This window comes from Lentzea sp. NPDC058450, from assembly GCF_042721395.1.
Classification (GTDB): domain Bacteria; phylum Actinomycetota; class Actinomycetes; order Mycobacteriales; family Pseudonocardiaceae; genus Lentzea.
Window position 1 is genome coordinate 463,615 of record NZ_JBHXLO010000002.1, and the last position, 15,486, is coordinate 479,100.

Sequence of the window (15,486 nt, forward strand, 5' to 3'; positions counted from 1 at the left end):
TGACCATGACCGCGTTGCACGTGAGCAACGGCGACAGCACCGACGTGCCGGGCACGGGACTCGCGCAGCACGTCCTGTACTGGCGTGACTCGCTGCACGAGGGCCCCGTGCCCGCGGTGGGGCCCGAGGAGCTGCGCGCGATCAGGGCGCGGTTCCTGACCGAGAGCGGCGTCGACGACCGCGCGGAGGGCCTGGCGATGTTCGCCGAGCGGGACCGGGTCCTGGCAGCGGCCAAGGACGGCGAGTACGTGCTGTGGTTCGAAGCCGACCTGTACGACCAGCTGCAGATCATCCAGATCCTCGACCGGCTGGCCGGCCTGGGCGTCGAGGCGGAGCGCATCACGCTGATCTGCATCGGCGAGTACCCCGGCATCGCCCGGTTCGGCGGCCTCGGCGAGCTGACGGCGGACCAGTTGCGGGAGCTGCCCGCGACGAAGGCGTGCGCGGTGCTGACCCCGAACGCGCTGGAGCTGGCCGTGGACGCGTGGGCGGCCTTCCGGACGCCCGTTCCCGCCCGCCTCCGGGAGATCGCCGCCCGCCGCAGCGGCGAGCTGCGGTTCCTCGGCGAGGCGTTCGACCGGCTCGGCCGCGAGTTCCCGTCCACCCGGGACGGACTGTCGCTCACCGAACGGCGGGTGCTGGCCGCCGTCGCGAGCGGGGCCACCGACGCGGGTGAGGCGTTCGTCCGCGCCGCCGCCAGGGAAACGCGCCCCTATCTCGGCGACACGTGGTGCTACCTGATCATGGAACGGCTGGCCCGCGCGCCTGTCCCGCTGCTCACCGCATCGGACGACCGGATCACTCGCCACACCCGCCTGCGCGTGACCGACGCCGGGAGGCTGGTGCTCGCGGGCAGGAACGACCACGTCGGCGTCGACAGGTGGATCGGCGGCGTCCACCTGAGCGGGAGTCAGCCGGAGTGGCGCTGGGACGAAGGCGCCGAAGCCGTCATGCCGTGCTGAGCACCGCGTCCGCGAGCACGGGACGGTCCCCGGCGAACGTCGTCAGCACCAGCTGAGAGCCGTCCCGCCACACGCGCGTGGTCAGCGTCTCGCCGGGGAACACCACCCCGGCGAACTTCGCCCCGAACGACCGCACCTGCTCCGGCCCGTCCAGCACGGCGTCGATCACGGCCCGGCACACCACCCCGTACGTGCACAGCCCGTGCAGGATCGGCGCGTCGAACCCGGCGCGCTGAGCGAACTCCGGATCCGCGTGCAACGGGTTCCGGTCGCCGCACAACCGGTACAAATACGCCTGCTGCGGCAAAGTAGGCGTCTCGATCACGAAGTCCGGTGCGCGCGAAGGCACCTCGACCTTGCCGGAAGGCCCGCGCTCCCCGCCGAAACCGCCCTCACCACGGGCGAAGATGCTGGATCGGGTCGTGTACAGCGGATTCCCGTCCGCACCGAAAGCCGTCGCCTCCTGCACGATCACCGCGGCCTTGCCCTTGTCCCACACGTCCGAGATCCGCGTCCGCAGCACGGCTTCACCGGACGTCGGCAGCGGCGAGTGCACGGTGATCTCCTGCGTCCCGTGCAGCACCCGAGCGAGATCGATGTCGACGCCGGGGAACGACACGACGGGCGCGGCCGTCTCGTGGAAGCGCGGTGCCACCACCCCGAACGTCGGCAGCACCTGGAGCCCCTGCTCGTAGACGTACCGGAGTTCCACTGCGCCCAGCGCCAGGTGGTACAGGAGAACATCGGACTCGGACCACGAGAACTTGACCTCGGGCAGCTCCGCCCCGACGGCGACGGCGGGATCGATCGGCATTCAGGCGCCCCTCACTCGTAGGTGATCTTCACGTTGTCCGTGACCGGAACCGACTGGCACGCCAGCACGATGCCCTCGGCGATGTCCTCGGAGTCGAGCACGTCGTTGTTGAGCATCTTGACCTCGCCCTCGACCAACCGGCACGCGCACGCGCTGCACGCACCCTCCCGGCACGAGTAGGGCGCGTCGAGTCCCTTCTCCAGCAACAGGTCCAGCAGCTTCGTCCGCGCGGGCCACGGAAACCGGTGGTCCGCGCCGTCGAGCGACACCTCGACCACGGCGTCCGGCCGGTCGTCGACCGCCACGACATCGTCGGAGAACGGATCACTCGACAGCGACACGAACTTCTCGACGTGCACCACCGGAACGTCGTGCAACGCCTTGCGCGCGGCCTCCATGAACGGCCCGGGCCCGCACACGAAAGCCTCGTCGCAGGAACGCGCGAACGCCCGCAACCCGCCCACCGAAGGCAGTCCTTGCACCGACTCCAACCAGTGCACGACGGTCAGCCGTTCCGGATGCGCGCGAGCCAGCTGATCCAGCTCGCGGGCGAAGATCACCGAGGCTTCGTCCCGGTTGGCGTAGAACAGGAAGACCCGCCCGGACCCCTGCAGCAACACCGACCGGATGATCGACATGACCGGCGTGATCCCGCTCCCGGCCGCGAACGCCACGACCGACCCGTCCAGCGACGCGGGCGTGAACACCCCGGCCGGCGCCAGCACGTCCAGTTCCATGCCGACAGCGAGCGAAGAGCACATCCACACCGACCCGTAGCCGTCCGGAGTCCGCTTCACCGTGATCTTCAACGGCTCGCCCGGCGCGCTCGACAACGAGTAGCAGCGCGCCACCTCCCCGGCCCGCACGGTCAGGAACTGCCCGGGCTTCACCGCGAAGGAAGCCCCTGACAGCACGAACGAACGCGCGTCGGCGGTCTCCTCGATCACGGCGTCGACCCGCAGCCGGTGCACCTCAGCCATCGGCGACCTCCAGCGTCCCCTCGCGCACGGCCTTCTCGATGCTGTCCCGCAACCGCAGGCACGTCGGCACCAGCGCGGACCGCGACCCGCACAGCTCCACGCAGGCCGAGGTGTCCGAGAGCCACTGCACCGAGGTGTGCTGCGGGCTGTTCTTCTTCACCAGCACCCGGTTCCCGCAGTCGCAGCCCACCGGGACCATGCCGCCCACCAGGAACTCGTCGCGCTCGCTCACGTCGCCTGCTCCTGCGGTTGCTGCTTGGCGAGGTTCTCGGCGACCTCCTTCTCCCAGACCTCGATGGCCCGGCTGGTGTCGACCTCGAACTCGAAGCGCCGCGTCATGTCGTCGGACACGTCCTCGACGTCGACGTAGAACTGCTCGTACCAGCGGCGCAGCTGGTAGACCGGCCCGTCCTCCTCGCACAGCAACGGGTTGTCGATGCGCGACTTGTTCTGCCAGATCTCCACGTCCTGCAGGAACCCGACCCCGATGCCGCGCGCGAACTTCGCCGCGATCTTGTCCGCGTGCACGTCGTCCACACCCGGCAGTTTCTTCACGATCGCGCCCCACTGGAGCCGGAACGACGTCGGCGAGATCGGGTAGTGGCAGTTGATCAGCACGGTCTCGATCTCAAGACCTTTGTAGTCGTTCCACAGGTAGTCGATCATGTAGGACGGCCCGTAGTACGCGGCCTCCGAACGCACCTCGACGTCACCCGTGTAGTTCGAGCCCATCGCCACGTCCGGGCGTCCGCGCGTGGTCAGGTACTGCGCGGCGACGTGGCCCTCCATCACGTTCTTGAAGTACGTCGGGAACGCGAAGTGGATGTAGAAGAAGTGGGCCATGTCGACGACGTTGTCGATGATCTCGCGGCAGTTCGCGTTGTCGATCACGACCGAGTCCCAGGTCCAGTTGCTCCACTCGTCGCTGAACGCCGACTCGATCCGCGGGATCGTGACGTGCTCCGGCGGCGGGTTGCCCTGCGGGTCGTTCCACACGAAGAGCTGCTTGTTCTCCTCCAGCGTGATCCACGACCGGGTGCGCGCCCGCAGTGGAACCCGCTTGGCATAAGGGATGTCGACGCACTTGCCGTTGCCCGACCAGCGCCAGTCGTGGAACGGGCAGGCGATGTTGTTGCCCTTGATCGTGCCCTGGGTGAGGTCGCCGCCCATGTGCCGGCAGTACCCGTCCAGGACGTTGATCTTCCCGTCCTCGGAGGCGAACACCACCAGCTTCGTGCCGAACGCCTCGATGGCGTGGGGTTTGCCGTCGCGGAACGCGCTCGCCAGGCCGAGGCAGTGCCAGCCGCGCGCGAACCTCGCCGGAGGCGCGCCCGCGTCGATCGTCCGCACACCGTCCTGCGTCATCGCTCTCCTCCAGAGATGTCGAGGCCGGCGAGGTATCCGAACGTCATCGCCGGTCCGAGGGTGGCGCCCGCGCCCGCGTAGGTGTGGCCCATGACGAACGCGCTGGTGTTGCCCGCCGCGTACAGGCCGTCGATCACCGAACCGTCCTCGCGCAGCACGCGGGCACGGGTGTCGGTGCGCAGGCCGCCCTTGGTGCCGAGGTCGCCGGGCACGATCTTGACCGCGTAGAACGGGCCGGTGGTCAGTGGTGCGAGGTTGGGGTTGGGCTTGTTGCGCGGATCGCCGTAGTAGCGGTCGTACGCGCTGTCGCCGCGCTGGAAGTCTGAGTCCTTGCCGTCCACGGCCAGGGTGTTGAAGTGCCGGACGGTCTCGGTCAACTCCGGCAGATCGGCTTGCTGGGCCAGTTCTGCCAGGCTCGTCGCGGTCAGCACGGAGTCCTTCCAGCGCCGGGGGAGCGGTCGTCGCGGCGGGATTCCGCAGAACGGGTAGCGGCCGCGGTACGAGTGGTCGAAGACGAGCCAGGTGTCGCCGGTCATCGCGTTGACGACGTCGATGTAGGGCGCTGCCTCGTTCACGAACCGGCGCCCGGTCTTGTCGACCAGCACGCAGCCGGGCAGCGACCGTTCGGCGAGCAGGAAGAACGGCCCGCGCGGCAGCGGCACGGACGGGCCCCACCAGGCGTCGTCCATCAACCCGACCGCGGCTCCGGCTCGTTGACCGGCCTCGATGCCGTCGCCGGTGTTGGCCTTCGCGCCGACCGTCCACTCCGTACCGATGTTCTGGTGCTGCTTGCGCATCTGCTCGTTGTGTTCGAAGCCGCCGGACGCCAGCACGACGTGCTTCGCCGTGATCAGCTTGTCGCCGACGAGCACGCCCGCGACCTTGCCGTTCTCGAAGTGCAGGTCTGTCATAGCGGTGTTGAGCCGGATTTCGACGTTCGCCGCCTTCAGTCCTGCCCGCAGCCCGGCCGAGAGCGCCTGGCCCATCGTGAGGCGGCGGCCCGGCAGGAACCGGCGCGCGAACACCTTGGCGGCGGTGACGATCCCGCGCGGGTGGCGTCCGATCAGCGTCAGCCACTTGTAGTCGGTCTGGGTGATCACGATGCCCGCGGGCGTCGGCACGTACGGCGGTTCGAGGTTCTTGATCTCCTCGCCGAGCAGCGAGACGTTGAACGGCAGCGGCTCGACGGAACGGCCGCGCGGCTGCCCGCCCGGCGCCTCCGGGTAGTAGTCGGAGTACTCGCGCACCCAGCGGAACCTCAGCGGCGTGTGCTCGGTGATGAACGCGAGCATCTCCGGCCCGCCGTTCAGGAACGCCTCGCGCAGGTCGGCCGGCGTCTCGGGCGCGATGTGCGCGAGGTAGGTGCTCGCGCGCTCGGACGAGTCGGGCACGCCGTTGCCCGCGACCACGGCGTTGCCCGGCACCCAGATGCCGCCGCCCGACCGCGCGGTCGAGCCGCCGAAGTGCGCGGCCTTCTCGATGATCACGGTCTTGAGGCCGTGCCGAGCGGTGCAGAGCGCGGCTGTCATGCCTGCCGCGCCACTGCCGACGACGATCACGTCGTACATCGCACCTCCCCGAAGGTCAGACTAGAACAGGTTATAGTTCTGAGGCGGTTTGGCGCTATGGTGTAGGAGTTCCAGGCAAGTCGACTCACCAAGAACCTGTTTCTGGAGGGTTGCGTGGAGGTCACCGCTGACGTGGTCGTCATCGGCTTCGGAGCGGCCGGTGCGTGCGCCGCCGTCGAAGCCGCGGCGGCCGGTGCGTCCGTGGTGGTGCTGGACCGGTTCGGCGGAGGTGGCGCGACGGCGTTGTCCGGCGGTGTCGTCTACGCGGGTGGCGGGACGCGGCAGCAGGTCGAGGCAGGCGTCGCTGATTCCGTGGACGCGATGTACTCCTACCTGAAGCACGAGGTCCAGGACGCGGTGTCTCCCGAGACGCTGCGCAGGTTTTGCGAGGACAGCGCGTCGATGCTGGCCTGGCTGGAGGACCAGGGAGTGCCGTTCGACGCGCGGGTGTCGCCGTTCAAGACCTCGTACCCGACCGACGACCACTACCTGTACCTGTCCGGCAGCGAGGACGCCTGGCCCGATCCGGCGCCGCGCGGGCACCGGACCAGGGCGAAGGGCACGTCGGGCCGCGAGTTCTTCGCCCGGCTGGCCGAGGCGACCAGGCGCGCGGGCGTGCGGATCATGCCGCAGACCCGGGCCGTGGAGCTCGTGCAGGAGAACGGACGGGTCACGGGTGTGCGGTGCCGGACGCTGACCGGGTTCTGGCGCGTGCTGCACCAGGCGTTGTCCAGGGCGGGCGCGAAGCCGTGGCTCTACTACCCGCCGCTGGGCAAGAGGCTGTTCGGGCTGGCAGCGCGGCTCGAACGGTTCAGCCGGCCGGTGGTGGTCCACGCCGGGCAGGGCGTGGTCATCGCCGCCGGTGGTTTCATCGCGGACCGGGCGTTGGTGCACGAGAACGCACCGGCGCACCGGGGCGGACTCGCTCTGGGCACGCCCGGTGACGACGGTGCCGGCATCAGGCTCGGCATCGCCGCCGGCGGGAAGACCGCGCGGATGGACAAGATCTCGGTGTGGCGGTTCGTCACGCCGCCCAGCGCGTTGCAACGCGGGGTCCTGGTCGATTCCGCCGGGCAGCGGTTCGGGGACACCCGGCTGTACGGCGCGGCCAACGGCAGCGCGATCGTCGAGCGCGGCGGCAAGGCGTGGCTGCTGATCGACGACGAGATCCTCCAGCTGGCCCGTGCCCAGGTGAAGACCCAGACCGCGCCGTTCCAGCGCTGGCAGGTCCGCTACCTGCTCGGACGCGGACTCGTCAGCGCGCCGACGATCGAGGAAGTGGCCCGCAAGGCCGGGATCGTGGCGCCCGAGCCGTTCGGGACGCCGCCCTACTCGTTGATCAACGTGTCGGTGCGCGCGGGCTTCGGCTACCCGTGCCCGATGCTCACGCTCGGCGGACTGGTCGTGGACGAGGACACCGGTCAGGTGCAGGGGGTTCCCGGCCTGTACGCGGCCGGTCGGTCGGCGGTCGGGATCTGCTCGGAGTCCTACGTCAGCGGGTTGGCGCTCGCCGACTGCGTCTTCTCCGGCCGTCGCGCCGGTGCTCACGTCGTGAAGGAGGCCAGGTGCTGACCACCCAGAACAGGGAGGCGGCAGCAGAGCTGCTGCGCGCGGCCGAACGCGACCGCGTGCCCATCAAACCGCTGGTGGAGCTGTATCCCGAGATCGACGTGGTGGACGCGTACGAGATCCAGCTGCTCAACATCCGCCACCGCAACCGGGACGTCGTCGGGCACAAGGTCGGGCTGTCGTCGCTGGCGATGCAGCAGATGATGGGCGTCGACGAACCGGACTACGGCCACCTGCTCGACGACATGCAGCTGGCCGGCACCGCGGACGCCTCCGCGTACCTGTACCCGCGCGTCGAGGTCGAGATCGCGTTCCTGCTGGCCCGCGACCTGCCGGGCGAGGGCTGCACGGTCGAGGACGTGCTGGAGGCGACCGAGTTCGTCGCCCCGGCCATCGAGCTGATCGACAGCCGGATCGAGAACTGGCGGATCGGCCTGCAGGACACCATCGCGGACAACGCGTCGTCGGCGGGGTTCATGCTCGGCTCCGAACGCGTCCGTCCGTCCGAACTGGACATCGGCGCGGTCGCGGCCACGTTGCGGCGCAACGGTGAGCTGGTCGCCGAGGGCCGCGGTGACGCCGTGCTGGGCGATCCGGCGATCGCCGTCGCGTGGCTCGCGTCGAAGGTGGCGGGCTTCGGCGTCCGGTTGCTGGCGGGCGACATCGTGCTGCCCGGGTCGTGCACGCGCGCCATCGACGCCAGGCCAGGGGACGAGTTCCACGCCGAGTTCGCCGGACTCGGCTCCGTAGACCTCAAGTTCGAATAGGGGTGACTGGGTGAAGGCGGCCATCGTCGGCTCCGGCAACATCGGCACCGACCTGCTCTACAAGCTCCTGCGCTCGGACGCGCTGGACCCGCGCTGGATGATCGGGATCGACCCGGCCAGCGAGGGACTGAAGCGCGCGGCCGACCTGGGGCTCGAGGTCTCGGTCGAGGGCGCGGAGTGGTTGCTGCGTCAGGACGAACTGCCCGACATCGTGTTCGAGGCGACGTCCGCGGCGGTGCACCGGGCCAACGCGCCTCGCTACGCCGAGGCGGGCATCCGGGCGATCGACCTGACGCCGGCCGCCGTCGGGCCGTACGTCGTGCCGCCGGTGAACCTCGGCGAGCACGCGGACGCACCCAACATCAACCTGATCACCTGCGGTGGCCAGGCCACCATTCCCATGGTGCACGCGGTGTCGCGGGTGGTTCCGGTGTCGTACGCGGAGATCGTCGCGAGCGTCGCGTCTGTGTCGGCCGGGCCGGGGACGCGCGCGAACATCGACGAGTTCACCCGCACGACCAGCCGTGGCATCGAGGCGATCGGCGGCGCCGAGCGGGGCAAGGCGATCATCGTGCTGAACCCCGCCGACCCGCCGATGATCATGCGCGACACGATCTTCTGCGCGATCCCCGAGGACACCGATCCGGATCCGATCACGGACTCGATCGCGCGCATGGAGACCGACATCCGTTCGTACGTCCCGGGATTCCGGCTGCTGCGCGAGCCGCAGTACGACGCGGGCCGCGTGGCGATCTTCGTGGAGGTCGCGGGAGCGGGCGACTTCCTCCCCGAGTACGCGGGAAACCTCGACATCATGACGGCCGCCGCGACCAAGGTGGGGGAGGAGATCGCCCGTGCAGCTCAGGTTGACCGACACGTCACTGCGTGACGGCTCGCACCACAAGCGCCATCAGTTCACGGCCGAGGACGTGCGTTCGATCGTGGCGGCACTGGACGGCGCCGGGGTCCCGGTGATCGAGGTGACGCACGGCGACGGGCTCGGCGGGTCGTCGTTCAACTACGGCTTCAGCCACACGCCCGAGCAGGAGCTGATCAAGGTCGCGGTGGAGACGGCTTCCCAGGCCAAGATCGCCGTGCTGATGCTGCCGGGCGTCGGCGTGAAGGACGACATCCTGGTGTCGCAGGACAACGGCGCCTCGATCGTGCGGATCGCCACGCACTGCACCGAGGCCGACGTGTCCGTGCAGCACTTCCAGCTGGCGCGGGAACGCGGGCTGGAGACCGTCGGGTTCCTGATGATGGCGCACTCGCAGCCGCCCGAGGCGTTGGCGAAGCAGGCGCGGATCATGGCGGACGCCGGGTGCCAGTGCGTCTACGTGGTCGACTCGGCCGGAGCCCTGGTGCTGGAACAGGTTTCCGAGCGTGTCGAAGCGTTGGTGGCCGAGCTGGGAGACGACGCCCAGGTCGGGTTCCACGGGCACGAGAACCTCGGGCTGAGCGTCGCGAACTCCGTCGCCGCGGCCAGGGCGGGTGCTCGCCAGATCGACGGCAGCGTGCGCGGATTCGGTGCTGGAGCGGGAAACACGCCGTTGGAGGCGTTCGTCGGGGTGTGCGACAAGCTCGGGTTCGAGACCGGCGTCGACTTCTTCAAGATCGTGGACGCGGCCGAGGACGTCGTGCGGCCCGTCATGCCCGAGGAGTGCCTGCTCGACCGGATGGCGCTGATGATGGGGTACGCGGGCGTCTACTCCAGCTTCCTCAAACACGCGTACACGCAGGCGCAACGCTACGGCGTGTCCGGCGCGCAGATCCTCGTCCGGGCCGGTGAGCGCAAGCTCGTCGGCGGGCAGGAGGACCAGCTGATCGACATCGCACTGGAGCTGAGCAGGGAGAAAGTCCGATGAGCGAGGAAATCCTCGGCAAGGTGCGCGAGCTGCTGCCCGCGCTGGCCGACCGCGCGGCCGAGGCGGAGGAGCTGCGTCGCGTCCCGCCGGAGTCGGTGAAGGCGTTGCAGGAGACCGGGTTCTTCCGGATGCTGCAACCCGCGCGGTACGGCGGCTTCGAGTCGCACCCGCTCGACTTCTACACCGCCGTGCGCCTGATCGGCAGCGCGTGCGGGTCGACGGGCTGGGTCGCGTCCGTGCTGGGCGTGCACCCGTGGCACGTGGGGCTGTTCGACGTGCGGGCGCAGGACGAGGTGTTCGGCGAGGACCAGGACACCCGGATCTCTTCTTCTTACGCGCCAACGGGTCGCGCGACGGCCGTCGAGGGCGGGTTCCGGTTCAGCGGCAAGTGGAGCTTCTCGTCGGGCTGCGACCACGCCACGTGGGTGCTGCTCGGCGGCCTCGTGATGAACGACGAGGGCAAGCCGATCGACTTCCGCACGTTCCTGCTGCCGATCTCCGACTACACGATCAACGACGTGTGGGACACGGTCGGCCTGCGCGGCACGGGCAGCAACGACATCGTGGTGAACGACGTGTTCGTGCCGGACTACCGGGCGCTCAGCATGTCGCACACCGCGAGGTGCGTCTGTCCCGGCCAGGAGGTCAATCCCGGGCCGTTGTTCCGCATGCCGTACGGGACGATCCACCCGTACGCGGTCACCGCGCCGATCATCGGCATGGCGACCGGTGCCTATGAGCTGCACGTCAACGCGACCCGTGAGCGCGTCCGGGCCGCCTACCTGGGCGAGAAGTCGGTCGAGGATCCGTTCGCGCAGGTCCGGATCGCGACGGCGGCGGCCGACGTCGACGTCGCGTGGTGGACGCTGGAGAAGGACATCAACGACGAGTGGGAGCACGCCGTCGCCGGCACGAGGATCCCGCTTGACCTGCGCCTGCGGGCCCGGCGCGACCAGGTGCTCGGCAGCGGGCGGGCGCTCGGCGCGATCGACCTGCTCTTCGAGAGCGCGGGCGGCAAGGCGATCAACGCCGGGCTGCCGTTGCCCCGGTTCTGGCGCGACGCGCACGCCGCACGGGTGCACGCGGGCAACGACCCGGAGCGGGTGCTCGTGCTGTACGGCAAGAACGAGCTCGGCATCCAGGTCCGCGACGGGCTGTTCTGAGGGGGCGTTCCATGAGCGTGCGGTTGCACTACCACGAAGCCGGTGCCGACAACGCCGAAACCCTGGTCATGCTGCACGGCGGCGGGCCCGGTGCGTCGGCTCTCTCCAACTTCCGCGCCAACATCCCGGTGTTCGCGAAGTCGTTCCGGGTGCTGGCGGTCGACATGCCGGGCTACGGGGCGTCGGACAAGCCGGCCGAGCACGACCAGTACTTCTCCTTCGCGTCGCGGGCGTTGAACGACCTGCTGGACTCGTTGGACGTCTCGCAGGCACACATCCTGGGCAACTCGCTGGGTGGCGGCACGGCGGTCCGGTTCGCTCTCGATTACGGGAAGCGGGCCGGGCGGCTCGTGTTGATGGGGCCGGGCGGGTTGTCCTTGAACGTCTTCTCGCCCGACCCGACCGAAGGCGTGCGGAAGCTCAGCGCGTTCGCCAGGACGCCCACGCGGGAGAAGATCGAGGAGTTCCTGCGGATCATGGTGTTCGACCAGTCGCTGATCACCGAGGAGCTGATCGACGAACGGTTCGAGGCGGCGTCCCGGCCGGAGTCGTTGCGCGCGATGGTGGCGTTGGGGAAGTCGTTCTCCGGCGCGGACTTCGAGCAGGGCATGCTCTGGCGTGAGGCGTACAAGCTGCGGCAACGGGTGCTGCTGGTGTGGGGCCGGGAGGACCGGGTCAACCCGCTCGACGGCGCGTTGCTGGCGACGAAGCTGATCCCGCGCGCGCAGCTGCACGTGTTCGGCGGGTGCGGGCACTGGGCGCAGCTGGAGAAGTTCGACGAGTTCAACAGGCTCGCCCTCGACTTCCTGACGGAGGCGTGATGGGTATCCGGTCGCTGGGCTATCTGCGCATCGAGGCCACCGACATGGACCGGTGGCGCGAGTTCGCGTTGAAGGTGCTGGGGATGGTGGAGGGCAAGGGCTCCACTCCTGGTGCGCTGTACCTGCGGATGGACGACTTCCCGGCGCGGCTGGTGATCGTGCCCGGTGAGGCCGACCGGTTGCAGGCTTCCGGGTGGGAGGCCGCCACCGAGGCCGAGCTGGAGGAGGTCGCCAAGCGGCTGGCCTCCGCGGGTGTCTCGTACGTCGAGGGCACCGCTGAGGACCTCGCCGAGCGGCGGGTGACCGGGCTGATCCGGTTCTCGGACCCGTCCGGGAACGTCCTGGAGGTGTTCCACGGGGCGGCGTTGGAGCATCGGCGCGTGGTGTCGCCGTACGGGCACCGGTTCGTGACCGAGGAGCAAGGGCTCGGGCACGTCGTGCTGTCCACTTCGGACGACGAGGCGGCGCTGCGGTTCTACCGCGACGTGCTCGGGTTCCGGTTGCGCGACTCGATGCGGCTGCCCCCGCAGTTCGTCGGCCGTCCTGCTGACGGCCCGCCGGCGTGGCTGCGGTTCTTCGGCTGCAACCCGCGGCACCACAGCCTCGCGTTCCTGCCGATGCCGACGCCGAGCGGGATCGTGCACCTGATGGTCGAGGTCGAGAACACCGACGACGTGGGCCTGACGCTGGACCGGGCGTTGCGGCGCAAGGTGCCGATGTCGGCGACCCTGGGCAGGCACGTCAACGACCTGATGCTGTCGTTCTACATGAAGACGCCCGGCGGGTTCGACGTCGAGTTCGGCTGCGAAGGACGGCAGGTGTCCGATGAGGACTGGATCGCACGGGAAAGCACGGCGGTGAGCCTGTGGGGACACGATTTCAGCGTTGGCCACCGGAAATGATGCGGTCAGAAGTAGTGCGGTCAGAAGTAGCGGCCCGCTACCGTTCCGTTCTCGGTCACTTCTGCACCGGCGTGACCGTGGTGACCGGTATGTCCTCCGAAGGGCCGGTCGGGTTCGCCTGCCAGGCGTTCGCGGCGTTGTCCCTGGACCCGCCGCTGGTCGTGTTCTGTCCACAACGGACTTCGCGCAGCTGGGCGGCGATGGCGTCGTCCGGCGCGTTCTGCGTGAACGTCCTGGCCGAGGACCAGCGGGAGATCTCCACCGTGTTCGGCCGCGCGGGCGCCGACAAGTTCGCCGGAATCTCCTGGAAGCCTTCCGCTACCGGGGCTCCGGTGTTGGACGGGGCGTTGACCTGGGTCGACTGCGAGGTGTCGGTCGTGCACGACGCCGGCGACCACGTGATGGTCGTCGGCGCGGTGGTGGAGCTGGGACCGGTGCGCGAGACGCAGCCGCTGCTGTTCTACCGCGGCCGCTACGCCTCGCACGCCGAACTGGATCCGCGCGGGTGGTCCGGCGAGGTGCTGGACAACCTGCTGACGTGGCAGCGCCAGTCAGAGTGGAGCTGAGGCGGTGACCTGCCAGCAGGCGCCGGGGATCCGCACCTCGTCGCCGTGCACGAAGCCGTCGAACGCGCTGCGGACCTCCTTCATGACCTTGCCGGGGTCTTCGGCCTCCTTCATGGCGCGGGCGATGGGCCCCAGGTTGCTGAGGTACGTGGTGAGCAGGTTCTCGGGCATGGTGCAGGTGCGGTCGAGCGGTTCGATGGCCACGTTGGTCCACCCTGCTTCTTCGAGGATCCTGCGTGTCTTGTCCGGGTCGGCCAGCCGGTTCGGGCCCGGGCCGTCGGGGTCCGGGGGTGGTGCGTCGGGGAAGTACCGCGCCGCGGCCTTGCTGCCGGTGGCCATGAACGGGTTCTCATCGCTGGTGCGCCAGGTGACGAAACAGAGTTCGCCGCCCGGGGTGGTGGCTTTGAGCAGGTTGCGGAAGGCGGCCGTGGTGTCGTCGAAGAACATCACCCCGAACCGGCTCACGACGAGGTCGAACTGCCTGTCGAAGGTGTGGACCTGGGCGTCCGCCCTGATGTACTCGGCACCGCCGCGTTGTACTGCCGCTTTGAGCATGGACTCGGCGATGTCCACGCCGGTGCACTCCGCGTTGGTGGCCTCGGCGATTCCCCTGGTCACGGCGCCGGTGCCGCAGCCCACGTCCAGGACTCTGGTGCGGGGGCGCTGGGTTGCTCTGGCCACCAGCGTGTCCTGGAACGGTTGCAGGACGAGGCCTACGACGTCCTGTGCGTTGGCCCAGCCCTCGCCGGCCGCGTTCCACCACTCCGCCTGGGCGCTGTTCGCCTCTGATGTCATGCTCTTACCGTCCTACTTCAAGTCGGCTTGAGGTCAAGTGTCGTGGATGTTCCTGAGATCGGCATCGGGGAAGTGGTCCGGCGGTCCGGGGTGCCGGCGTCCACCTTGCGGTACTACGAGGAGCGCGGGCTGATCGCATCCGTGCGGCGGCAGGGGTTGACCCGCGTGTTCTCGGTGGGGGTGCTGGAGCAGCTGGCCCTGATCGCGGTGTGCCGGACGGCCGGGTTCTCGTTGGACGAGATCACGTTGATGTTCTCGCCTGATGGTCGGCCTTCGCCGAATCGGGAGATGTTGGCGGCCAAGGCTGATGAGTTAGATGCGACGATTTCGAAGTTGACGTTGATGCGGGATGACCTGAGGCATGCTGCGGCCTGTCCGGCGGCGTCCCACATGGAGTGTCCGTCGTTCCGGCGGGTGCTGGGTCAGGTTTGAGGGCCTGACGGTTTGTCACCTTTGTTGTGTGGTTGCGTTTGGTGCAAAGACTTTGACGAGCGTGGTCGAGTCATCGCCGCTGCGCGACGATAGAGATTGGGGCTTGACTTCGGGGCCCTTGCGAGGTGCTGGTCGGCCTCTAAAAGCCGGGCTGAAAAGCGCCCGGCCGATCCGCGAAGGTAGCACCTCGCACCCAAAGTCAAGCCCCAATCTCGTCTGTGCGTGGTTGCGTTTGTGCTGGTACGTCACGTCATTACCGGTTGCCGTGGTGCGCCCAGGAGGTTCGGGCTCGCCTTCGGCATTGCGTTGGGCGGCTGTGCGCCTAGCGGCTCCAGATTGTCGTGGCCGCGGTCATGGCTGCCGACTGGTAGGGCGGTAGAGACCTGCCGTCTGCCACTGCCTCCAGTGGCCACTTCTCCTTCAGGGCCACCCACAGGCGTGCGGAGAGCCCCGAGAAGGCGCCTAGCAGGTTGGCGTTGGGGGAGGTTTGGAGGACGTACACCCACTTCGCCAGGTCCGGCGCGCCGTCCAGTGGTTCCCTCCAGGCGCGGCGCAGACGGTGTCCTCCGTGACGTGCCGCGTCTGTCGACAGGACGAGGTCCGCCTTGGTCGGGTCTGGTGCGTTCGCCGGGGCGGTGGCGCTGAAGCGGTAGAGCACCGGCGGTACCTCGGCAATTCTCGGGACTGCGGCCAGGTCCGGTGCGTGTGGGTCGTCGAGAGTGGACGCCATTTGAGTGCGTTCCTCGGCGGTCAGGCCGATGTTGCCGTGTGCCATGGACAGCAGCAGGGTGGCCTCGGCTTGTGCGGGTTCGCCACCGAAGTAGTCCTCGCGCGCGGAGCGCAGGACGTCGTCCGGTAGGCGGCCTGCCAGTCGCGTGCAGAGGTCGGTCACCGTTGCGTAGGTCTGTGCGTCCACG

General features: G+C 69.1%; 17 protein-coding genes. 10 read left to right on the forward strand and 7 right to left on the reverse strand.

Annotated elements, in window-relative coordinates; translation table 11 throughout:
• The first annotated feature begins 5 nt into the window (after nt 1-5).
• On the forward strand, nt 6-962 hold the full coding sequence (locus ACFWNN_RS06095; RefSeq protein WP_382438755.1) for a hypothetical protein: 957 nt from the start codon (nt 6-8) through the stop codon (nt 960-962).
• Here the strand turns inward: ACFWNN_RS06095 and ACFWNN_RS06100 are convergent.
• From ACFWNN_RS06100 to ACFWNN_RS06120, 5 genes are read right to left on the reverse strand one after another with little or no spacing between them, the layout of a single operon-like run.
• Nucleotides 949-1,776 carry a MaoC/PaaZ C-terminal domain-containing protein gene (locus ACFWNN_RS06100; protein WP_382438756.1) on the reverse strand — a complete coding sequence of 276 codons (828 nt, stop codon included), beginning with the start codon at nt 1,774-1,776 and terminating at the stop codon, nt 949-951. The genes ACFWNN_RS06095 and ACFWNN_RS06100 overlap by 14 nt on opposite strands.
• An 11-nt stretch (nt 1,777-1,787) precedes the next feature.
• Nucleotides 1,788-2,756: a 2Fe-2S iron-sulfur cluster-binding protein gene (locus ACFWNN_RS06105; protein ID WP_382438757.1), complete on the reverse strand. Its 969-nt coding sequence runs from the start codon at nt 2,754-2,756 to the stop codon at nt 1,788-1,790.
• Entirely contained in the window at nt 2,749-2,988 is a 240-nt protein-coding gene (locus ACFWNN_RS06110) for a hypothetical protein (RefSeq protein ID WP_382438758.1), read from the reverse strand. The genes ACFWNN_RS06105 and ACFWNN_RS06110 overlap by 8 nt, the downstream gene beginning before the upstream one ends.
• Complete coding sequence (locus ACFWNN_RS06115) at nt 2,985-4,121, reverse strand: Rieske 2Fe-2S domain-containing protein (RefSeq protein WP_382438759.1); 1,137 nt, start codon at nt 4,119-4,121, stop codon at nt 2,985-2,987. The genes ACFWNN_RS06110 and ACFWNN_RS06115 overlap by 4 nt, the downstream gene beginning before the upstream one ends.
• Nucleotides 4,118-5,689 carry an FAD-dependent oxidoreductase gene (locus tag ACFWNN_RS06120; RefSeq protein ID WP_382438760.1) on the reverse strand — a complete coding sequence of 524 codons (1,572 nt, stop codon included), beginning with the start codon at nt 5,687-5,689 and terminating at the stop codon, nt 4,118-4,120. Before ACFWNN_RS06120 ends, ACFWNN_RS06115 begins: the two co-directional genes overlap by 4 nt.
• 114 nt (nt 5,690-5,803) lie before the next feature.
• Between ACFWNN_RS06120 and ACFWNN_RS06125 the strand changes: the two genes are divergently transcribed.
• The 8 genes from ACFWNN_RS06125 to hsaB are packed head-to-tail and all read left to right on the forward strand — an operon-like array spanning nt 5,804 to nt 13,342.
• Nucleotides 5,804-7,261, forward strand: a complete 1,458-nt coding sequence (locus ACFWNN_RS06125; RefSeq protein WP_382438761.1) for an FAD-binding protein — start codon at nt 5,804-5,806, stop codon at nt 7,259-7,261.
• A complete protein-coding gene (locus ACFWNN_RS06130; RefSeq protein WP_382438762.1) occupies nt 7,255-8,025 on the forward strand; it encodes a 2-keto-4-pentenoate hydratase in 771 nt (256 codons plus the stop codon). Before ACFWNN_RS06125 ends, ACFWNN_RS06130 begins: the two co-directional genes overlap by 7 nt.
• A gap of 10 nt (nt 8,026-8,035) precedes the next feature.
• Entirely contained in the window at nt 8,036-8,914 is an 879-nt protein-coding gene (locus ACFWNN_RS06135; protein WP_382438763.1) for an acetaldehyde dehydrogenase (acetylating), read from the forward strand.
• Nucleotides 8,880-9,890, forward strand: coding sequence for a 4-hydroxy-2-oxovalerate aldolase (gene dmpG / locus ACFWNN_RS06140; protein ID WP_382438764.1), 1,011 nt, complete (start codon nt 8,880-8,882; stop codon nt 9,888-9,890). The genes ACFWNN_RS06135 and dmpG overlap by 35 nt, the downstream gene beginning before the upstream one ends.
• Complete coding sequence (gene hsaA / locus ACFWNN_RS06145; RefSeq protein ID WP_382438765.1) at nt 9,887-11,053, forward strand: 3-hydroxy-9,10-secoandrosta-1,3,5(10)-triene-9,17-dione monooxygenase oxygenase subunit; 1,167 nt, start codon at nt 9,887-9,889, stop codon at nt 11,051-11,053. The genes dmpG and hsaA overlap by 4 nt, the downstream gene beginning before the upstream one ends.
• A gap of 11 nt (nt 11,054-11,064) precedes the next feature.
• Nucleotides 11,065-11,874 carry a 4,5:9,10-diseco-3-hydroxy-5,9,17-trioxoandrosta-1(10),2-diene-4-oate hydrolase gene (gene hsaD, locus ACFWNN_RS06150; RefSeq protein ID WP_382438766.1) on the forward strand — a complete coding sequence of 270 codons (810 nt, stop codon included), beginning with the start codon at nt 11,065-11,067 and terminating at the stop codon, nt 11,872-11,874.
• Nucleotides 11,874-12,776 carry an iron-dependent extradiol dioxygenase HsaC gene (gene hsaC, locus ACFWNN_RS06155; RefSeq protein ID WP_382438767.1) on the forward strand — a complete coding sequence of 301 codons (903 nt, stop codon included), beginning with the start codon at nt 11,874-11,876 and terminating at the stop codon, nt 12,774-12,776. The genes hsaD and hsaC overlap by 1 nt, the downstream gene beginning before the upstream one ends.
• Complete coding sequence (gene hsaB / locus ACFWNN_RS06160) at nt 12,776-13,342, forward strand: 3-hydroxy-9,10-secoandrosta-1,3,5(10)-triene-9,17-dione monooxygenase reductase subunit (protein WP_382438768.1); 567 nt, start codon at nt 12,776-12,778, stop codon at nt 13,340-13,342. The genes hsaC and hsaB overlap by 1 nt, the downstream gene beginning before the upstream one ends.
• Here hsaB and ACFWNN_RS06165 read toward each other — a convergent pair.
• Complete coding sequence (locus ACFWNN_RS06165; RefSeq protein WP_382438769.1) at nt 13,328-14,137, reverse strand: class I SAM-dependent methyltransferase; 810 nt, start codon at nt 14,135-14,137, stop codon at nt 13,328-13,330. The genes hsaB and ACFWNN_RS06165 overlap by 15 nt on opposite strands.
• Before the next feature lie 42 nt (nt 14,138-14,179).
• Here ACFWNN_RS06165 and ACFWNN_RS06170 point away from each other — a divergent pair, with 42 nt between their 5' ends.
• Nucleotides 14,180-14,569: a helix-turn-helix domain-containing protein gene (locus ACFWNN_RS06170; RefSeq protein ID WP_382438770.1), complete on the forward strand. Its 390-nt coding sequence runs from the start codon at nt 14,180-14,182 to the stop codon at nt 14,567-14,569.
• Between the two features lie 322 nt (nt 14,570-14,891).
• On the opposite strand, the gene ACFWNN_RS06175 is transcribed toward ACFWNN_RS06170, so the two are convergent.
• Entirely contained in the window at nt 14,892-15,485 is a 594-nt protein-coding gene (locus ACFWNN_RS06175; protein WP_382438771.1) for a hypothetical protein, read from the reverse strand.
• Nucleotide 15,486 lies beyond the last annotated feature (1 nt).